The following is an 18090-nucleotide window of genomic DNA, read 5'->3' on the forward strand; positions in this document are numbered from 1 at the left end:
GATTTCGCGGGAGCGGAGTTTCCATGATCCACGCCTCCAGGACGCGGAGGCCATAATGGCTGTAAGGAGCGCGCAGATGCGAACAACCACCATTTTCCCGATGTCCTGCCTCGGGGGGAGAGTGTCGTGAGTTCCCTACCTCCTCCGGGCGAGCGCCCCACCGGCCCCCCGTCCGGTCCGCTGTCCGATCGGCCGACGAACGAGCATCCCCCGCCGCCGGGGCCTCCGCCCTCGGGGCCTCCGCCCCCGCCGGGGCCTCCTGGCCCGCCGACCGTAAGCGGCGAGCCGGGTGAGCCGGGCGAGCCGGACAAGCAGGGCGGGCATCGCGGAGGCTCTGCTCGCGGGTGGCGGTCGCGCAAGACGGTGCTGAGCGCCAGCGGCGTGGTGGTCATGGCGACGGCAGTGGTCCTCGGCTTCACCGTCCTGGGCGGGAACAAGGCAGCCGGGGGAGAGGTCTTCCTCCAGGCCACCTCGGCGGCCGGCCCCGATCCGTTCACCCCGTCGACGGCCACGGAGTCCGCGACCGTCGCGGTCATGCCCGTAACCGCTGCCAAGTCGACGGACGCCGCGCGCACGCTCGAGGTCAACGGTGCGTACCCGGGGCTGTACGGAGGTACACGGAACGTCGCGAGCTGCGACGTCGAGAAGCAGATCAAATTCCTGGGGCAGCACCCGGCCAAGGGGAAGGCCTTCGCCGCCCCGCTGCGCATCCAGCAGCCCGAGATCCCCGCCTATCTGCGGTCACTGACGCCCGTTCGGCTGGCCTGGGACACGCGGGTCACCAACCACGGGTACAAGAACGACGCGCCCGTCGGTTATCAGGCGATCCTGCAGGCGGGCACGCCCGTCCTGGTCGACGACCGTGGTGTCCCGCGTGTGCGCTGCGCTTGCGGCAACCCGCTGGCCCCGCCCGTCGCCGTCAAGGGCAAGCAGACGTACAGCGGCAAGCAGTGGTCGTCGTTCCGGCCCTCCGGCCTCGTTGCGGTCAAACCCGCCGAGAAGCCGGTGAAGACCGTCACGATGTTCGACCAGGAGCGCAAGGGATGGTACGTGCGCCCGAGCGGAGACGCGCAGGGCAGGCATGACCACGAGGTGCCTCCTCCCAAGGGCCAGAAGCCCGACTCGCCGTACCCGGTCCTGCCCCTGCCCCGCGAGGACTCTATGGAGAGGCCCCCTGTCCAGGACCCGGAGAAGGTCCCGGGCCAGGAGCCCGGAAAGGTGCCGGACACCAAGCCGAAGGTGGTGCCTGACCAGGACTCGAACAAGGTGCCGGAGCAGAAGCCGGACACCAAGCCCGAGCAGAAGCCTGACACCAAGCCGGAGAAGGAGCCCGAGCAGAACCCGCAGCAGAAGCCGGACACCAAGCCGGAGCAGAAGCCGGACACGAAGCCGGAGCAGAAGCCGGACACGAAGCCGGAGCAGAAGCCGGACACGAAGCCGGAGCAGAAGCCGGACACGAAGCCGGAGCAGAAGCCGGACACGAAGCCGGAGCAGAAGCCGGACACGAAGCCGGAGCAGAAGCCGGACACGAAGCCGGAGCAGAAGCCGGACACGAAGCCGGAGCAGAAGCCGGACACGAAGCCCGAGCAGAAGCCGGACACCAAGCCGGAGCAGAAGCCGGACACCAAGCCGGAGCAGAAGCCGGACACCAAGCCGGAGCAGAAGCCGGACACCAAGCCGGAGCAGAAGCCGGACACGAAGCCCGAGCAGAAGCCGGACACGAAGCCCGAGCAGAAGCCGGACACCAAGCCGGAGAAGGAGCCCGAGCAGAACCCCCAGAAGGAGCCGGACACGAAGCCGGAGAAGGTGCCTGAGCAGAAGCAGGAGAAGGTGCCGGACACGAGCCCGCAGAAGGTGCCGGACACGAAGCCGGAGCAGAAGCCGGACACGAAGCCCGAGCAGAAGCCGGAGCAGAAGGTCCCGGACACGAGCCCGCAGAAGGTGCCTGAGCAGAAGCAGGAGAAGGTGCCGGACACGAGCCCGCAGAAGGTGCCGGACACGAAGCCCGAGCAGAAGCCGGAGCAGAAGGTCCCGGACACGAGCCCGCAGAAGGTGCCTGAGCAGAAGCAGGAGAAGGTGCCGGACACGAGCCCGCAGAAGGTGCCGGACACGAAGCCCGAGCAGAAGCCGGAGCAGAAGCCGGAGCAGAAGCCGGACACGAGCCCGCAGAAGGTGCCGGACACGAGCCCGGAAAAGGTCCCGGACCAGAACCAGAACCAGAACCCGGAGACCGGCCAGAACCAGGACTCCGACACGCAGTCGGGCAACGAGGAACAGTCCGGATGATTCCGACCTGACTGTTCGAGCACCCGACCGGCCGACCTCGCCCGCCCCCCGGGCACGGCCGGGCGGTCGCGCGGTGCCGGCGATCATCCGGCCCCGTGCCGGCCCAGGACCATCCAGGCTCGGGCGGTGAGGGGGATCGACCCGTCGGAGGCAGCGGGGAGGGAGGTACGCAGACGCTCCCGCAGCCTGGCGCGCCGATCCGGGGGCAGCGCGGCGGCGTAACCCGGGGCGGGTCCTTGGCCGCCCAGGAACGGTGACCAGTAGTCGTCGAAGTCGCGGAAGCGTGTCGGTACGTCGATCGCCGTGACGAGCACGGACGTCAGGCCGGCGCCGGCGAACAGCGCACGCAGCGGGTCAGGCCGGCACAGCGGGAAGCGTGTCCCCTCGTGCAGATCGCGTGCCCGGTCGTCGAGTGATGCGGCGGCATCCCAGAAGCGGCGGATGAGCTGCATGCCCTCGGCGTAGTCCCACACGTAGGCGCCCACGACGGCGCCCGGCAGCGCGACGCGCGCCATTTCGGACACGGCTCGCGCCGGATCGGACACGAAGTTCAGCGTCAGCCCGCTGACGACGGCGCCGGCCACGGCGTCGGGGACCGGCAGGGCCATGGCGTCGCCGACGACGAAATGCGCGCGGGGATGGGACACCAGGCGACGGGCGTGGTGAACGTACCCCGCCGAGGAGTCCACGCCGACCACCTCGCCGGCCCCGCCCACATCCAGCGCTGCCCGGGAGACCGCGCCCGTACCGCAGCCGATGTCCACCCAGCGCTCACCCGGGGCCACGCCGAGCCGGCCCGCGAACTCGGCAGCCACCGCCCGGCTCCACCGCCCGATGTACGGTTCGTACGCTGCGCCGACGGCCCACGTGTCGTGACCGTCGCCCTGCCGCGTCACAGCACCGCACCCCATTTCCGCCCGGCCGGTCGGCCGCCTACGCGGACCTTAGCGCCGCCCTTCCCGGGCCGGCTCCGGGCAGGCGCACGACACACCGTCCGGTCGCGGTCCCGGTCGCCGGGCGGCCCCTCGGGAGCGATACTGAAGACACGCTGCGTGGAGGCGACATGCGCGAAACGGACCATGGCGGCCCGAGTCAGGCCTCGGCGTCCGTCAGTGACATGGCAGCGGTCGTACTGGACGACGAGGGCTTGGTCATTGCCTGCTCCCGGATGGCTGCGACGCTGCTGGATTGTTCACCGGGCCAGCTGTGTGCTCCTCTGCTGGCGCTGCTTCCGCCCAGCGGAACGGAAGCCGGGCCGGGCGGGCGCCTGCTGACAGTGCCCGGAGGGGACCAAGCGGGTCAGCAGGCCGGTTCGGTGTTCCAGGTGGTCCGGCTGGGGGCGCGGTCCGCAGGTGCACCCTCTTCCGGCGAGCGGTGGCTGGTGCTGGTCACGCAGGCCGAAACCGCGGCGGAAACAGCCGAGCGGGACTCGGAGCGACGCAGGGCCGGGCTGGCCCGCGCCGCGGCCGCCACCATCGGGGCCTCCCTGGACATGACGGGCATGGCCGAGACGCTGGTGGATCTGCTCGTCCCTGATTTCGCCGACCTGGCGACCGTGGACCTCGCAGAGCCGGTGCTGGTGGGCGACGAGCCGCCGCACCTCGCCGCCAGCGGTGATGTCCGCCTGCGCCGGGCCGCCGCCGCGCAGAGTCCGGGGATATCCGCGGAGGACCTCCTGCCGGTCGGAGAGGCGCTACCTCCCGTACCGGACAGTGAGCTGATGCGCCCCCTCATGGACGGACGGCCCGTGCTGGTGTCCGACGTCTCCGCTCTCCGTTCGGCGCTCGGCGTGGATGCCGAGAGCCTGCTGCTGTTCGTCCCGAGCGAGGCGCACTCGTCCGTGGCGGTGCCGCTCTACGCGCGAGGCCTCGTCCTCGGCTGCGTCACGGTCTGGCGCAGCCAGTTGCCGTCCGCATTCAGCGAGGAGGACGCGGCCCTCCTGCTGGACGTCGTCTCCAGGGCCGCCCTCGGTCTGGACAACGCCCGCCGCTACACCAGGGAGCACCGGTCGGCGGTGGCCCTGCAGCGGAGCCTGCTGCCGCACCCCGCCCTGAACACCCCTGCCGCGGACGCCGCGGGGATCTATCAGCCGGCGAGCGGCGGCGTGGGAGTCGGCGGGGACTGGTTCGACGTGATCCCCCTGCCGTCGTTGCGCGTGGCGTTCGTCGTCGGAGACGTCGTCGGCCACGGACTCGACGCCACCGCGGCCATGGCGCGACTGCGGACCGCCGTGCAGACCCTGGCGGACCTCGACCTGGATCCGGGCGAGCTGCTCACGCACCTCGACGACCTGGTGCTCGGCTTCTCCAGCGAGCAGACGAGCGGCGACGTCGGCTCCGAGCCGGCCGTGCTCGGAGCGACGTGCCTGTACGCCGTCTACGACCCGGTGACCAGACACTGCACCGCTGCCACGGCGGGACATCCGCCGCCGGCCCTGCTGTCGCCCGGCGAGGAGCCGGACTTCGTCGGCATGACGCCGGGACCGCCGCTGGGCGTGGGCGGAATGCCGTTCGAGGTGACCGAGTTCGGTGTGACGCCCGGCAGCATGCTGGCGTTCTTCACGGACGGACTCGTCGGGAGCCGCGGCGGCGACATCGAGGAGGGGATGGAGAGACTGAGGACCTCGCTCGCCGGCGCGGACCCGAGCGGGCCCCTGGGCGACATCAGCCAGAGCATCGTCGACGGGGTGCTGCCTCGGGAGCCCGCCGCCGACGACGTCGCCCTGCTGCTGGCCCGCACCCGCGCGCTCTCGTCCGACCAGGTCGCCGAGTGGCAGCTCGAAGCCGACCTGTCCCTCGTCGCGCACGCCCGTGAGCTGGTGCTGGGCCAGCTGTCCGACTGGGAGCTGGACGACCTGGGCTTCGTGACGGAGCTCGTCGTCAGCGAGCTCGTCACGAACGCCATCCGCTACGCGGGCGGCCCGGTCGGGCTCCGGCTGATCCGGGACCGGGTGCTGGTCTGCGAGGTGTCCGACCCCAGCAGTACCCAGCCGCGCCTGCGCCGCGCGCGGGAGACGGACGAGGGCGGACGTGGCCTCTTCCTCATCGCCCAGGTCACCGACCGCTGGGGCAGCCGGTTCACCAGTACCGGGAAGACCATCTGGACGGAGCAGGCCATCGACGGCGCCTCAGCGGCGTGAGACGGCGTCTGCCGACCGACGGGCCAGGAGCTTGCCCAGTTCCCACAGGAGCAGAAGTGCGAGGGCGGCCAGCAGCGCCCAGCCGAACTGCCGCGCGTTGATCTGGGTCGTCCCGAGGATGCGGCGGAAGCCGTCCATCTGGGTCACCAGCACCGCGAGCACGAACTGGGCCAGTGCCACCCAGTTCATCTGCCTGCTGTCGAAGGTGGACGTCGTCAGCACCGAATGCTTCTCGCTGCGGCACTCGAACGCGGCCACGATCAGACAGAGGGCGAAGGCGGTGAATGCGATCGACTGTCCGGTCCCGGCGCTGTCGAAGCGGGCCGGGCCGAGCTTGATCAGTCCGAGCAGGACGACGGTGATCGCCAGCCCCGCCAGCCCGACCGTGATCAGTACGGGCCGGGTGAGCACCGACTCACCTCGCGGACGCGGCCTGCGCCGCATGAGCCCGGGGCTCTCCCGGTCGAAGCCGAGCGCGAATCCGAACGAGGCGTTGACGACGAAGTGGATCCACAGCACCTGCGGCGGGGTGAAGGGCTCACCGGCGGCGATGTTGAAGACGGTGGCCCCGAGGAAGGTCAGGACGAAGGTGACCAGCAGGAGAAGTACGAACCGGATGTACTTGGTGAGGTTGTCGTAGATCCTCCGGCCCTGCTCCACGGCGTAGACGATCGTGGCGAACCTGTCGTCGGAGAGGACCATGCGTCCGGCGTTCTTCGCCACGTCCGTGCCGCTGCCCATGGCGATGCCGATGTCGGCGGCCTTGATGGCGGGCGCGTCGTTGACACCGTCCCCGGTCATCGCCACGACATCGCCCTTCTTCTTGAGCGTGTCGGCGAGCAGCACCTTGTGCTCCGGCGCGACGCGCCCCACCACACCGATGCCGTCGATGCGGGCGAGTTGCTCGTCCTCGCTCATGGCGGCGAAATCGGCGCCCAGGACCGCCTCGCCGGGGATGCCGAGCTGCCGGGCGATCGCCGCACCGGTGGTGACGTCGTCACCGGTCACCATGCGGACCCGGATGTGCCCCGCCTGGGCGCCGGCCACGGCGGCCTTCGCGTCCTCACGGGGCGGGTCGACCATGCCGACGAGACTGGTCATCCGCAGCTCGGTGACGTAGGCGAGCAGGTCGCCGTCAGGTTCGAAGCCGGCCGGGTCCAGATCACGGGTGGCCGCCGCCATCACCCGGCGCCCCTCGCTGCCCATCCGCTCGGTCTGCGCCTCGGCACGCGCGACCAGTTCGGCGTCCCACGGGATGGTCTCGCCCGCCGCGAGCGCGGTGGCGGCCCGCGCCACGACCGCCGGTACCGCGCCTTTGACGAAGCACCGGACGACCTGCCGCCCGGAGGCGTCGACCGCTGAGTTGAAGGTGGCCATCAGCTTGTATTCCGGGTCGAACGGGAGCGTGGCGATCCGGGGAAGGCCCTCCCTGGTGGCGTCGATGTCCAGCCCGGCCTTGTGCGCGAGCACCAGCAGCGCGCCCTCGGTGGGATCGCCCACCACCGCGCCGTCGACCAGCTTCGCGTCGCTGGCCACCACGTACGGCAGGATCGCGTCCTCGATGCCGGCGGAGGAACCCGCGGCATGGTGGATCTTCCCGTCGAGCCCGTAGCCCCTACCCGAGACGGTGTACCGGTCGGTGGGACTCACGACTTCGACGGCGGTCATCTGGTTCATGGTCAGGGTGCCGGTCTTGTCCGAGTTGATCGCCGACGTGAACGCCAGCGTTTCGACCGAAGGCAGCTCCTTGACGATGGCGTTCCGCTTCGCCAGGTTGAGGCTGCCGACGGACAGGATCGCCTGGGTCACGGTCGGCAGGGCCTCGGGGATGGCGGCAATGGCCAGCGAGACCGCGCTGACGAACAGGACGTCCCAAGCCTGATCCCGTTGCCGCCCCAGGACGAACATCACGATCATGGTCAGGCCCGCCGCCCCCGTGATCCACAGCGTCAGGGTGTCGAGCTCCCTGGTGAGCGGCGGCACCTCCTTCTCGGTGGTCGCCAGCATCCCGGAGATCTTGCCGACCTCGGTCGCGGCACCGGTCGCGGTGACGACGAGTACGCCGCTGCCGTGGGTGACCGGGGTGTTCATGAACGCCATGTTCGTCCGGTCGCCGGGTGCCGGCAGCGGGCCCGGGAGTGCGTCGACGTCCTTCGAGGCGGGAACGCTCTCGCCGGTGAGCGCCGACTCGTCGATCTGCAGGGCGCTAGCCTCGATGATGCGTCCGTCCGCCGCCACCTGGTCCCCGGCGGCGATGAGCACGATGTCGCCGACGACAAGCTCTTCGGCGGGGATCTCGGCCTCCGTCCCGTCCCTGCGCACCCGCGCCGTCGTCTTCATCATCGACTGCAGCGCGTTCATCGCGCTCTCGGCCTTGCCCTCCTGGCGCAGGCCCACGACCGCGTTCAGCAGGGTCAGGACGATCAGCAGGATCGCGGTGGTCCACTCCTTGATGAGCAGCGAGACGACCGCCGCGGCCACAAGGACGATCTGCATGTAACTGCGGTACTGCTTGAGGAACCGGCGCCAGGCCGCAGGCCCCTTCTCCTCGGGCAGCGCGTTCGGGCCGTGCGCGGTCAGGAGCTCCGCGGCCCGTCCTGCGGAGAGACCGACCGCCGGATCGACACCGAACGCGGCTACGACCTCCTCGGGAGCGTGCGAGTACCAGCCGTCCCCAGAGGCCCGAGGCTGCTCTCCCACGGCATTCGAACGCACCGTCATCGTCCTGCCTCCGATCCGTGGCCACGGATGCGTCCGGGCCGGTCGCGCGCCGCTCCGACAGGTACTAGCCCCGCTTCTTCTTCCGCCGGCCTCTCCGCCCGGTGGCCCGCGCGGCCGACGGATGCCGGTCGGCGTACGGATCGGCCGGTGCCCCGGCAGGGGCCTCCCGCTCCAGGTCCCGTTTGGTGACGAGCAGGTCCTTCCGCGCCTCGTCCCCGACGTCGGGGTACTGAGGATCGATGTCGATCAGGGTGTGCGCGAGGATCGCCGCCGCGCAGATCCGCGCGAACCACTTCCGGTCCGCCGGCACGACGTACCACGGTGCCCACTTCGTACTCGTGGCCGACAGCATGTCGGAGAACGCGTGCTGGTAGTCGTCCCACCGGCGCCGCTCCCGGACATCGGCCGCGGAGAACTTCCAGTTCTTCTCCGGCCGGTCGATCCGCTTCAGGAACCGGGTGCGCTGCTCCTCCTTGGACAGGTTCAGGAAGATCTTCACCACCTTGAACCCGTTGTCCGTGAGGTACCGCTCCCAACGGTTGATCTCCCGGTAGCGCCCGTCCCACAGGCCCCGCCCACCTGCGATCTCCGGCAGCCTCTGCCGAAGAAGGATCTCGGGGTGGACCCGCACGACGAGGACCTCCTCGTAGTGCGAGCGGTTGAAGATGGCGATCTCGCCGCGCGCGGGCAGCCGCTGCGCGTAGCGCCACAGGTAGTCGTGGTCGAGTTCCTCGGCGGAGGGCACCTTGAAGCTGCTGACCCGTACGCCCTGGGGATTGACGCCGCTCATCACGTGGCGGATCGTCCCGTCCTTGCCCCCGGCGTCGAGTGCCTGGAGGCAGAGCACCACTCCGTACGTGTCCTGGGCGGCCAGTCGCTCCTGGTACTCGGCCAGCAGCGACACCCCGGTCTGCAGCAGCTCGATCCCGTCCCGCTTCTTCAGACCGGCCTTGTAGCGAGGATCGAAGTCCCGCTCCAGGCGCACTTTCGACCCCGGTCGCACCCGTAGCGGCGCGATGAAATCCGCGATGCGTTCGGCTCTCTCGTCCGACATCACCTATCAGTCCTCCGCGGGTCCGGGGTGAGTAATGGCCTCACCCGCAGCGGTGCGGCAAGCGGCACGGAGCTCGCTGCGGGACCGGCGTTCGACCAGGATCGGCACGTAGGCCCTGACCCTGGCCTGGCGGAACGAGTCGTACGCGGCCTTCACCGTCGCCTCGACGGTGACCGCGTCGACCGAGGGATAAGCAGCCCTCAGCCGCGCCACCATGTTCCGGATGGACACCAGTTGCTCGTGTGAGCCCGGCGGCGGGACGGTCGGAGGCCGTGCCGGACCGGCGCCCTCGACCGGCCCGGGGTGGCCGCTCAAGCCGCCGACGGGGAGGCATGCGGCGATGTGAGGAGTCTGCTCTTCGACCGCCATGGCCGCACCTCACCGAACCCATGCCCCACGACCACCGGATCGCAGAACCGCACATCCCGCCACAGACGCGACAGGATCCCTCGCGCTCATTGTCTGCTCGCCTGAACAAGATCGCCCCCTCAGGCCGGGGCGGGAGCCGCGGAGGGAGGCGCCGGCACCGCGTCCGGCCACTGATCGAGGGGACTCGGCAACACAATTCGCGGCGCGGCAGAGCACTGTGGATCTATCCTGCCCGCCGTGATCGACTGGACAAGTATCGAAGCCGCAGACTGCGCCGTGCCCGCCGACCGTCCCATGGAAGAACTGGTGCGAGGGCTCTCCCGCGCATTGGCGGATCCCGATCCGCTGATCCGCGACGGAGCGCCCTACTCCGTCCTCTCGGCCTGGATAGCCCGCGGGGTGATCGACGCACCCCGGCGGTTGGAGCTGGGCGACGAGATGGCTGCCCGCTTCGCCGACCGGGAGGTCCAGGCCCGCACCTTCGCCCCGCTCGTGCTCGACATGCTCGTGAGCAAGGGGGACTTCAGGGCCGGGTGGGTGGACGCGTTCGAGCGCTGGTACCCGATGGAGAAGGACCTGCGAGGCCACGACGAGAAGCTCGGCTGGCTCCACGCGGTCGCGCACGGCGCGGACCTGCTGGGCCGGTTCGGTTGTCACTCCGAGGTGGAGCCGGCGCGGATGCTGGACCTCGCCGCCGCGCGGCTGACGGCCCGTACCGATCACGTATTCGGCCAGTTGGAGGACGACCGGCTGGGGAAGGCGGTCGCGCGTATCCTCACCCGGCCCGACATGAGCGAGCGCGACGCGACCGCGTGGCTGGACCCGATCGCCGCCCGCTTCGGAGCCGACCGCATCACGACTCCGGTACCCGCGCACCTCACCAACTGCCTGCGCACCCTGCGCCTGCTCTACGTCCTCGCGGACCGGGGCGTGCGGCCGAGCGCCGAGTCGGCGCCGGACGCCCTTCACCACCGTGAGGCGGTCAAAGGGCGTATCGCCGAGGTCCTCGATCTGATCGTCAAACGGTGACCACGGCCCGCGGCCGGGCCGGCGCACGCCCGGCCGGGGCCGCCCCGGTCCTCAGCCCGAGACGGCCTTGGCCCAGCCGCGGTTGACGGTCTCCCTCGCCTTCGCCGTCTGCGCCTCGGTCGGGAACGTCGGCGTGCCCTCGACCGTGGGCAATTTCTCCGCGGCGGCCTTGTCGAGGGTGCCGTCCTTCTCCATGGCGTCCATGAGGACGGGGCGTGCGTAGGCGCCGAGCCGGAGGTTCTGGCCCTCCGGGCTGAAGAGGTACTCCTGCCACAGACGTGCCGCCGCGGGGTGCGGGGCGTCCTTGTTCACCGCGCTCGCGTAATACTCGGCGAAGCTGCCGTCGAAGGGGATGGCTGTCCGCCAGTCGACGTCCGAGCCCTTCCTGCGGAATTCGTCGGCGTATCCGAGGTTGAGGAAGTCCCAGTCGATGCTGATCGGGGTCTCGCCCCTCTCGATCGTGGCCGGGGTGGATTCGACCGGGATGAAATTGCCGTTCTTGCTGAGCTCGGCGAAGAATTCGATACCGGGCTGGATGTCGTCGAAGGAACCCCCGTTCGCCAGGGCCGCCGCATACACGCCGGCGAAGGCGGAGCCGGACTTGGTGGGGTTGCCGTTGAGCGAGACCTGGCCCTTGTACTCGGGCTTGCGCAGATCGGCGAAGGTCGAGGGGCAGATCTTGACGCGGCTGGCGTCGCAGCCGATCGAGATGTAGCCGCCGTAGTTGTTGGCCCAGCGGGCCCGCGGGTCCTTCTGCTCCTTGGGGATCTCGTCGTACGCGGCGACCTTGTACGGGGCGAGCAGGCCCTGCCGGGCCGCGGACTGCGCGAACGAGCCCCCCACGTCGATCGCGTCGGGGGCGCGGCCCGCTCCCCTGTGCTCCTTCAGGGCGTTGATCTCGTCCTGGCTGGACCCCTCCGGGTTCTCCACCGCGACCTTGATCCCGTACTTCTTCTCGAAGCCGTCGATCAGTGCGCCGTAGTTGGCCCAGTCGCGGGGGAGCGCGATCGTGTTGAGCGAGCCCTCCTTCTTCGCCGCTGCGGTCAGTGCCTCCGCGCCGCCGGCGTCCGCGGCTGAGGTGGCCACCGCGGGCTTTGCGGGTGCGGCGGTGGGGGCGTTTCCGCAGGCGCCGAGGGGCGCCGCGGCGAGGGCCAGGCAGACGGCGACGGAGGCTTTCCGGAGACGGGGTGCGGGCACAAAGGCTCCATAACGGGCGGTCGCGTACTGTCGAGGCCAGCGTACGTTCGGCGGCCTCGGCAGCGCAGTCCCAGCAGGTGTGTCCGCCCCCTTCCCTGCGGCTGCCGTACCGGCGCGTTCTCAGAGCGCCTCGTCGTCCCACCCGGCCAGGAGCGCCTCCCCCAGATCCGTCCCGGACGGTGCGGCCCCGTCCTGGAGGGCCTGCTCGCTCCAGATGATCTTGCCGCGAGCCGTGTAGCGGGTGCCCCAGCGCTCGGCGAACTGCGCGACGAGGAACAGGCCGCGGCCGCCCTCGTCGGTGGCCTCGGCCCGGCGCAGGTGCGGGGAGGTGCTGGACCCGTCGGAGACCTCGCAGATCAGGCTGCGGTCGTACAGCAGCCTCACCCGGATGGGCTCGGTGCCGTAGCGGATGGCGTTGGTCATCAGCTCGCTGAGGATGAGTTCCGTGGTGAAGGTGATGTCCTCCAGGCCCCAGTCGGCCAGTCGGCGGGCGCAGGCGTTCCGTACCGGGGACACCGCCGCCGGGTCGGGAGACACGTCCCACTCGGCGATCCGCTCGGGGTCCAGTCGGCGGGTGCGGGCGACCAGCAGCGCGATGTCGTCGCCGGGCCTGGTGGGCAGCATCGCGTCGATCACCGCGGTGCAGGTTTCCTCCGGGGTGCGGGCGGGCCCTTCCAGGGCGGCGCGCAGCGCTGTCAGGCCCGCGTCCAGATCGCGGTCGCGGCTCTCGATCAGCCCGTCGGTGAAGAGCGCCAGCCGGGAGCCCTCGGGCAGGGTGAGCGTCATGGTCTCCATGGGCATGCCCGTGCCCAGGCCCAGCGGCGGGGAGACCGGCACCTCGGGGAAGGAGACGGTTCCGTCGGGGCGGACCAGGGCGGGGCCCGGATGACCGGCGGTGGCGGCGGTCACCAGCCCGGAGACGGGATCGTAGATGGCGCACAGGCAGGTGGCTCCGGTGATCCCCTGCCACTCCTGCTCGTCGGCGTCGATGTGGGCGACCAGCTCGTCCAGGTGGCTCAGGAGCTCGTCCGGGGGCAGGTCGAGGGTGGAGAAGTTGTACACGGCGGTGCGCAGACGGCCCATCGTGGCGGCGGCGTGCAGACCGTGGCCGACGACGTCGCCGACCACCAGGGCCACCCGGGTGCCGGGCAGTGGGATGACATCGAACCAGTCACCGCCCACCCCGGCCTGGGCGGACAGATAGCGGTGGGCGACCTCCACCGCGGACTGCTCCGGTACGCCCCGGGGCAGCAGGCTGCGCTGCAGGGTGACGGCCATGGTGTGCTCGCGGGTGTAGCGGCGGGCGTTGTCGACGGACAGTGCCGCCCGGGCGGTCAGCTCCTCGGCGAAGGACACGTCCTCCTCGTCGAACGCCGCGGAGTCCTGCCCCCGCCAGTAGCCGGCCATCCCCAGCACCACGCCCCGGGCCCGCAGGGGCACGGCGATCATGGAGTGGATGCCGCGGTCCAGGATCAGCACGGCGTTGGCCGGGTCCTGGGCCCGCCAGTGGTGGGTGGCGCGCAGGTCCGCCTCCAGGACCGCGTGGCCGCCGGCCAGTCCGGCGGCCATGGGGCTGGTGGGAACGAACCGGATCAGCTTGCCGATGGGGTAGAGGGGGTGGGCGCCCTCAAGGCCGACGGAGGCGGTGCGGCGCATCTCGGTGCTCGCTTCGGGCGGCTCCTCGCCGCGCAGCACCGGGTCCAGCAGGTCGACCGTGACCACGTCGGCGAAGCGCGGGACCGCCACCTCCGCCAGTTCCTCCGCGGTGCGCTCCACGTTCAGCGTCGTTCCGACCTGCACTCCCGCGTCGTAGAGCAGCTTCAGCCGCTCGCGGGCCACCTCGGCCCTGCCGGAGAGTGCCCGCAGCTCGGTGGTGTCCCGCAGTGTGACGACGGTCCCGGCCTGCCCGTAGGGGGCGGTGGGCCGGATGTTCACCGCCAGCAGCCGGTCGGCGGCCATGTGCAGCTCGTCGGTCACCGCACGGCCCGATGCGATCGGCTCGGTGATTCCCTCCTCCAGGTCCAGGTCCGTGACGGGGCGCCCTTCCGCGTCCGCCGGCAGGTCCAGCAGCCGCCGCGCCTCGTCGTTGGCCAGCAGCAGCCGTCCGCCGCCGCCGACGATCAGCACGCCCTCTCGTACGGCGTGCAGCACCGCGTCGTGGTGCTCGTACATCCTCGTCATCTCGGCCGGCCCCAGGCCGTGGGTCCGGCGCAGCAGCCGGCGGCTCACCAGAGCGGTTCCGCCGGCGGACAGGGCGAGCACCAGGGCCGCGCTGCCGAGGACGACCGGCAGCTGCCGGTTCACCATGCCCTGGACGTTCTGGACCGTGACCGGGGAGGAGACGATGGCGATGACGCGGCCCGTGTCGTCCTTGACGGGGACCACCGAGACCACGGACTGCCCCAGGGACCCTTCGAACGTCTCGGTGAACGACTTTCCCGCCGCCGCCTTGGAGAAGGGGCCGACGACGTGCTTCCCGATCTGTCGCGGGTCGCTGTGGGTGAGGGTGACCCCGTCGAGCGAGTAGGTGTTGATGCCGTCGACCCCGGCGATCTTCCGGGCCGCCTGGGCGCTCGGCTGCAGCACCGCGCTCGGATCGGGACTGCGCAGGGCCTCGACGATCCCCGGGGATTCCGCGAACGTTCCGGCGGCGGCGAGCGTACGGTGCCGGGCGTCCAGCATGGCCGCGTTCCGGCCCTGCACCACGAGGGCCACCACCGCGGCGGCGACGAGAAGGACCACGACGGCCAGTTGCAGGAGGAACACCTCGCCGGCCACGCTCTGCACGCTCAGCAGGGAGGACAGGCGCTGCGGCCGCGGCGTCCTGACCTTGGGCGGCCGGGCCTGCTCCTGATGTTCCTGGTGGCGTCCTGAGCGCGGGCGCCGAGGGAGAGAGGAAGAGCTCATGGGGGATCGGAGCAGCCAACGCCGGAAGGGTTCCAGGAAGTCGCTCATAGTCCATTTTCTAACCTCTGGGGGTCATCGGCAGCGGGGGAGCGAGAAGGCCGCCCGAGCAGGAGCGATCCGCGTGAGAGGCGCCGGCCATCGGTCATCGGGCCGTCGGCCGGGCGGCCCATCGGCCGGCGCGAGGAGCCGGCGGCGGGGGCCGCCGTGCTGGCAGTGGCACCAGCGGGCACACCGCGTGGCTCCGGGTGCACAGCGTGATCGTTCGGTACGCTGAGTGACGAACGTGCGTACGCTGCGTCACCGGGGAAACGACCCACACCTTTCGAGAGGCGCTGACATGCCCTTCTCCGCTCCCGGCCGGCCGGCGATCTGCCCCCTGCGCCGCTCGACCGATGGGCTGGGTCGTCCGCGGGCGGTGCGCCCCGCGCAACGAGTACCCGGATCCGAACCGCGCCGGCAGGAACCGTACGCGCGAGGCGTTGGCTGAACGAGCCCCTCTCCCCACTGGACAACGGAGACCCACGGTGATCGAACGGATCTGGCTCCACCCACCTCTCGCCTTCGCCCGCCTGGGCCCGTCCCCCACCCCGTGCGGCAATTACCACTACGGCGAAAGCGACCTGTCGCCCCGGGGCACGGGCAAGACCACCGTGGTGCCCGCGCCCACCTTCGAAGTCACCGATGACGGCACCCTGACGGAGCGGCAGCCCGATCCCGGGGAACGGGTCCGGTTCAAGGACGTCAACGGCTTCCGGCCGATCTGCCCCTTCTTCGAACTGCACGGCACCTGGACGTCGGCCGACGGGCAGCGCCACACCGACGAGCCGGTCACCGTCGACGTCCTCACCGAATTCGGCATCGATCTGGCCGACGTGAAGTGGACGGTGAAGGTCGCCAACCTCAAGGCGCACCAGTGCACCCGCTCGCCCGGCGACCGGATCGAGGCCGCCGTCGAACTGAGCGGCGACCACCACCTGCGGGAACCGCTGAAAGGACGGTCGCCCGCCGGAGCGGACCGGCCCCTCGTGCCGCCGGGGCAGAGCGTGCCGCTCGGCTCCGTCCAGCTGCCCCGCCCGGGCGGCGGGTTTCCCGAGCTGCGGCTGCGCTTCACGCCCGGCACGGGGGTCGTGTACGGCCCGAGCAACCTGCTCGACCGGACCAGCCGGTACCTCCTGCCGGAAGAGCGGTTGTTCCTGGCGCCGGACGCGGCCTGGTGCGGGTTCACCCTTTCCGGCGCCACCGACGCGCGGACCTTTCCCGGAGCGCTCTTCGCCGGATCGACGCCCGAGGACGGCGGAGTGAGCCTCGGTCTGGTCGACGACGTGTGCGACGGCCTGGTCGGCGTCACGCTCGGAGGCCTGACCGCCCGCGCGCGGATCGTCGTCACACCGCCGGACTTCGCGCCCGACCGCCGGCCCTTCACCTCCCTCGCCGACGGGCTGGCGGACCGGGTCCAGCGGGAGGAGGTGAGCGACCCCGTGTACATCACCGCGAACCGTGACCTGACGGCGCTGGAAGTGCGCGACCTGTTCGAACGGGTTCTGGAGGCCATGGACGCGGTCAACGTGGACGCCCAGAACGACCGCGCGACCCTGGAGAACGTGCGCAGGGCCCGGCGCCTGGGCCTGCCCGAGGACGAGGCCCGGGAACGGACCTTCGGTCCGCCGGACCCACTCCCGGGGGTGACGCTCCCCCTCACCGAGCGCGGCCGCCGGCGGCACCGGAGGTTCGTGGCACTGGAGTTCCTGGAAGACCTGTTCCGGGAACGGCCCGAACTCCTCCGGCAGGTCATCAGGACCCCGGTGGAGGAGCAGCGGTGGCACGACCGCCGCATGCCGGTCGCGGTACGCGGCTCCGACGCCTACCCCATGCACCTGACGCGTCGCCAGTACAACCTGCTGGCGGGCTGGGTCAGTTCGCTGCGGGAGAACGTGGAGGAGGGCACATGAGCCTCCTGTTGCAGATCGGGCGCCGCCCACCGGAACCGGAGACGGAGCCGGTATCCGGGCCGCGCGGCCTCGGCGCCGAGACCCGGGTCGTCCGCAGTGCCCACGGCACCCACCTGTTCCTGGCCGACGGCAGCCGGATCTACGACCTGCCGGAAGCCGCCGCCGCCCGGCTGGAGCGCTGGGCGGCCACGGCACACACACCCGCGCAGGACGCCGCCCTCGCCGCCGACCTGGGCCTTCCGCTGTGGGGCGCCGCGCCCGGACTGCCCGCCCCGCGCATCGACGGCACCCCGGCCGAAGTACCGCCCCTGTCCTCGCTGTCGCTCAACGTGATGCAGGCCTGCAACCTCAGCTGCGGTCACTGCTACGCCGACGAGGGCCGCTTCGGCGGCTCCGCCCGGGCCATGCCCCGCGAGACCGCCTTCGCCGCCGTGGACCGGCTGCTCGCGGAGGCCGCACCCGGAGCCGGGGTCGTGGTCGGCTTCATGGGCGGCGAACCCCTGCTCGCCCGGGACCTGGTCCACGAGGTGGTCCGGTACGCGGTCGGGGCCGGCGAGGACAGCGGGCACGCGGTCCGCTTCGCCCTCACCACCAACCTGACCACCGTCCGGCCCGCGGACGCCGAACTCTTCGCCGCCCACCCCTTCACGGTGGCCGTCAGCCTCGACGGCGACCGTGCCGGGCACGATGCGCTGCGCCGGGCACCGGGCGGCGGCAGCGCCTACGACCGACTGCGTACCGGACTGGCGGTGCTGGCCCGGTACGGGCGGCCCCGGCACCTGTCGGCGCGGGTCAGCGTGACGCCGTACACAGGGCGGCTGCCGGACATCCTGGAGCACGGGATCGGCCTGGGCTTCGACGAGGTGGGCTTCGCGGCGGTGGTGAGCGCGCCGGATCCGGCGTACGAGATCGACACCGCGGCCTTCACCGGCTTCCTCGACGGGATGGTCGAGTGCGGTGAGAAGGCCCTGCGCGAGCTGTCGGCGGGCCGCCCGTACCCGTTCGGGAACTTCCAGACCGCGATGTACGAACTCCACACGGGTGGCCACCGCCCCTACCCGTGCGGCGCCGGCGCCGGTTACCTCAGCGCCTCCGCCGAAGGCGGCCTCTACGCCTGCCACCGCCTGGTCGACGACCCGGACTTCGCCATGGGCTCGCTGGCCGACGGACCCGACCGGGCCGCCCGGGAACGCCACCTGGCCGCCCGGCACGTGGACCGGGCCGAGCCGTGCCGGTCCTGCTGGGCCCGCTACCTGTGCGGCGGCGGCTGCTACCACGAGGTCAGCCGGCGCGGCCGGCCCGGCTGCGACTACATCCGCGGCTGGCTCGACTTCTGCCTGCGCGCGTACGTCGAACTCACCGAGGCGGCACCGGGGTTCTTCGCGCTGCCGCCCGTATCCGACCTGCCGAGCGACCCGGCCGCCCTCGCCCGCTGACCT

11 protein-coding genes are annotated in these 18090 nt (G+C 71.4%); 5 read left to right on the top strand and 6 right to left on the bottom strand.

Features of this window, described 5'->3' with window-relative positions; translation table 11 throughout:
• Positions 1-390: 390 nt before the first annotated feature.
• Positions 391-2286: a DUF6777 domain-containing protein gene (locus tag OG737_RS27610; protein WP_405922108.1), complete on the top strand. Its 1896-nt coding sequence runs from the start codon at positions 391-393 to the stop codon at positions 2284-2286.
• Between the two features lie 83 nt (positions 2287-2369).
• Here OG737_RS27610 and OG737_RS27615 read toward each other — a convergent pair whose 3' ends face one another.
• Complete coding sequence (locus OG737_RS27615) at positions 2370-3101, bottom strand: class I SAM-dependent methyltransferase (protein ID WP_328928921.1); 732 nt, start codon at positions 3099-3101, stop codon at positions 2370-2372.
• A 302-nt stretch (positions 3102-3403) separates the two neighbouring features.
• Between OG737_RS27615 and OG737_RS27620 the strand changes: the two genes are divergently transcribed.
• A complete protein-coding gene (locus OG737_RS27620) occupies positions 3404-5425 on the top strand; it encodes a SpoIIE family protein phosphatase (RefSeq protein WP_405922109.1) in 2022 nt (673 codons plus the stop codon).
• Here OG737_RS27620 and OG737_RS27625 read toward each other — a convergent pair.
• The 3 genes from OG737_RS27625 to OG737_RS27635 form a co-directional block, all read right to left on the bottom strand.
• Entirely contained in the window at positions 5414-8146 is a 2733-nt protein-coding gene (locus OG737_RS27625) for an HAD-IC family P-type ATPase (RefSeq protein WP_328928923.1), read from the bottom strand. The genes OG737_RS27620 and OG737_RS27625 overlap by 12 nt on opposite strands.
• Positions 8147-8210: 64 nt before the next feature.
• A complete protein-coding gene (locus OG737_RS27630) occupies positions 8211-9200 on the bottom strand; it encodes a polyphosphate kinase 2 family protein (RefSeq protein ID WP_328928924.1) in 990 nt (329 codons plus the stop codon).
• Between the two features lie 6 nt (positions 9201-9206).
• On the bottom strand, positions 9207-9569 hold the full coding sequence (locus OG737_RS27635) for a three-helix bundle dimerization domain-containing protein (RefSeq protein WP_328928925.1): 363 nt from the start codon (positions 9567-9569) through the stop codon (positions 9207-9209).
• 237 nt (positions 9570-9806) lie between these two features.
• Here OG737_RS27635 and OG737_RS27640 point away from each other — a divergent pair, with 237 nt between their 5' ends.
• A complete protein-coding gene (locus OG737_RS27640) occupies positions 9807-10598 on the top strand; it encodes a DUF2785 domain-containing protein (RefSeq protein ID WP_328928926.1) in 792 nt (263 codons plus the stop codon).
• A 51-nt stretch (positions 10599-10649) separates the two neighbouring features.
• Here the strand turns inward: OG737_RS27640 and OG737_RS27645 are convergent, their stop codons facing one another.
• Positions 10650-11795 (bottom strand): extracellular solute-binding protein, encoded by a 1146-nt coding sequence (locus OG737_RS27645; protein WP_328928927.1) that lies wholly within the window; start codon positions 11793-11795, stop codon positions 10650-10652.
• A 120-nt stretch (positions 11796-11915) separates the two neighbouring features.
• Entirely contained in the window at positions 11916-14702 is a 2787-nt protein-coding gene (locus OG737_RS27650) for a SpoIIE family protein phosphatase (protein ID WP_328928928.1), read from the bottom strand.
• A gap of 524 nt (positions 14703-15226) precedes the next feature.
• On the opposite strand from OG737_RS27650, the gene OG737_RS27655 reads away from it, so the two are divergent.
• Entirely contained in the window at positions 15227-16651 is a 1425-nt protein-coding gene (locus OG737_RS27655; RefSeq protein ID WP_328928929.1) for a hypothetical protein, read from the top strand.
• The gene (locus OG737_RS27660; protein ID WP_328928930.1) at positions 16648-18087 is read left to right on the top strand and encodes a radical SAM/SPASM domain-containing protein; all 1440 of its coding nucleotides are present in this window, start codon (positions 16648-16650) and stop codon (positions 18085-18087) included. The genes OG737_RS27655 and OG737_RS27660 overlap by 4 nt, the downstream gene beginning before the upstream one ends.
• Positions 18088-18090: the final 3 nt, after the last annotated feature.

It is taken from the genome of Streptomyces sp. NBC_00122 (assembly GCF_045160845.1).
Classification (GTDB): domain Bacteria; phylum Actinomycetota; class Actinomycetes; order Streptomycetales; family Streptomycetaceae; genus Streptomyces.

Bases quoted from the DNA above. Each gene is read 5' to 3' on its own strand.
- OG737_RS27660 (WP_328928930.1), top strand. From the start codon at position 16,648: ATGAGCCTCCTGTTGCAGATCGGGCGCCGCCCACCGGAACCGGAGACG.
- OG737_RS27625 (WP_328928923.1), bottom strand. From the start codon at position 8,146: ATGACGGTGCGTTCGAATGCCGTGGGAGAGCAGCCTCGGGCCTCTGGG.
- OG737_RS27630 (WP_328928924.1), bottom strand. From the start codon at position 9,200: ATGTCGGACGAGAGAGCCGAACGCATCGCGGATTTCATCGCGCCGCTA.
- OG737_RS27620 (WP_405922109.1), top strand. From the start codon at position 3,404: ATGGCAGCGGTCGTACTGGACGACGAGGGCTTGGTCATTGCCTGCTCC.
- OG737_RS27610 (WP_405922108.1), top strand. From the start codon at position 391: ATGGCGACGGCAGTGGTCCTCGGCTTCACCGTCCTGGGCGGGAACAAG.
- OG737_RS27650 (WP_328928928.1), bottom strand. From the start codon at position 14,702: ATGAGCTCTTCCTCTCTCCCTCGGCGCCCGCGCTCAGGACGCCACCAG.
- OG737_RS27635 (WP_328928925.1), bottom strand. From the start codon at position 9,569: ATGGCGGTCGAAGAGCAGACTCCTCACATCGCCGCATGCCTCCCCGTC.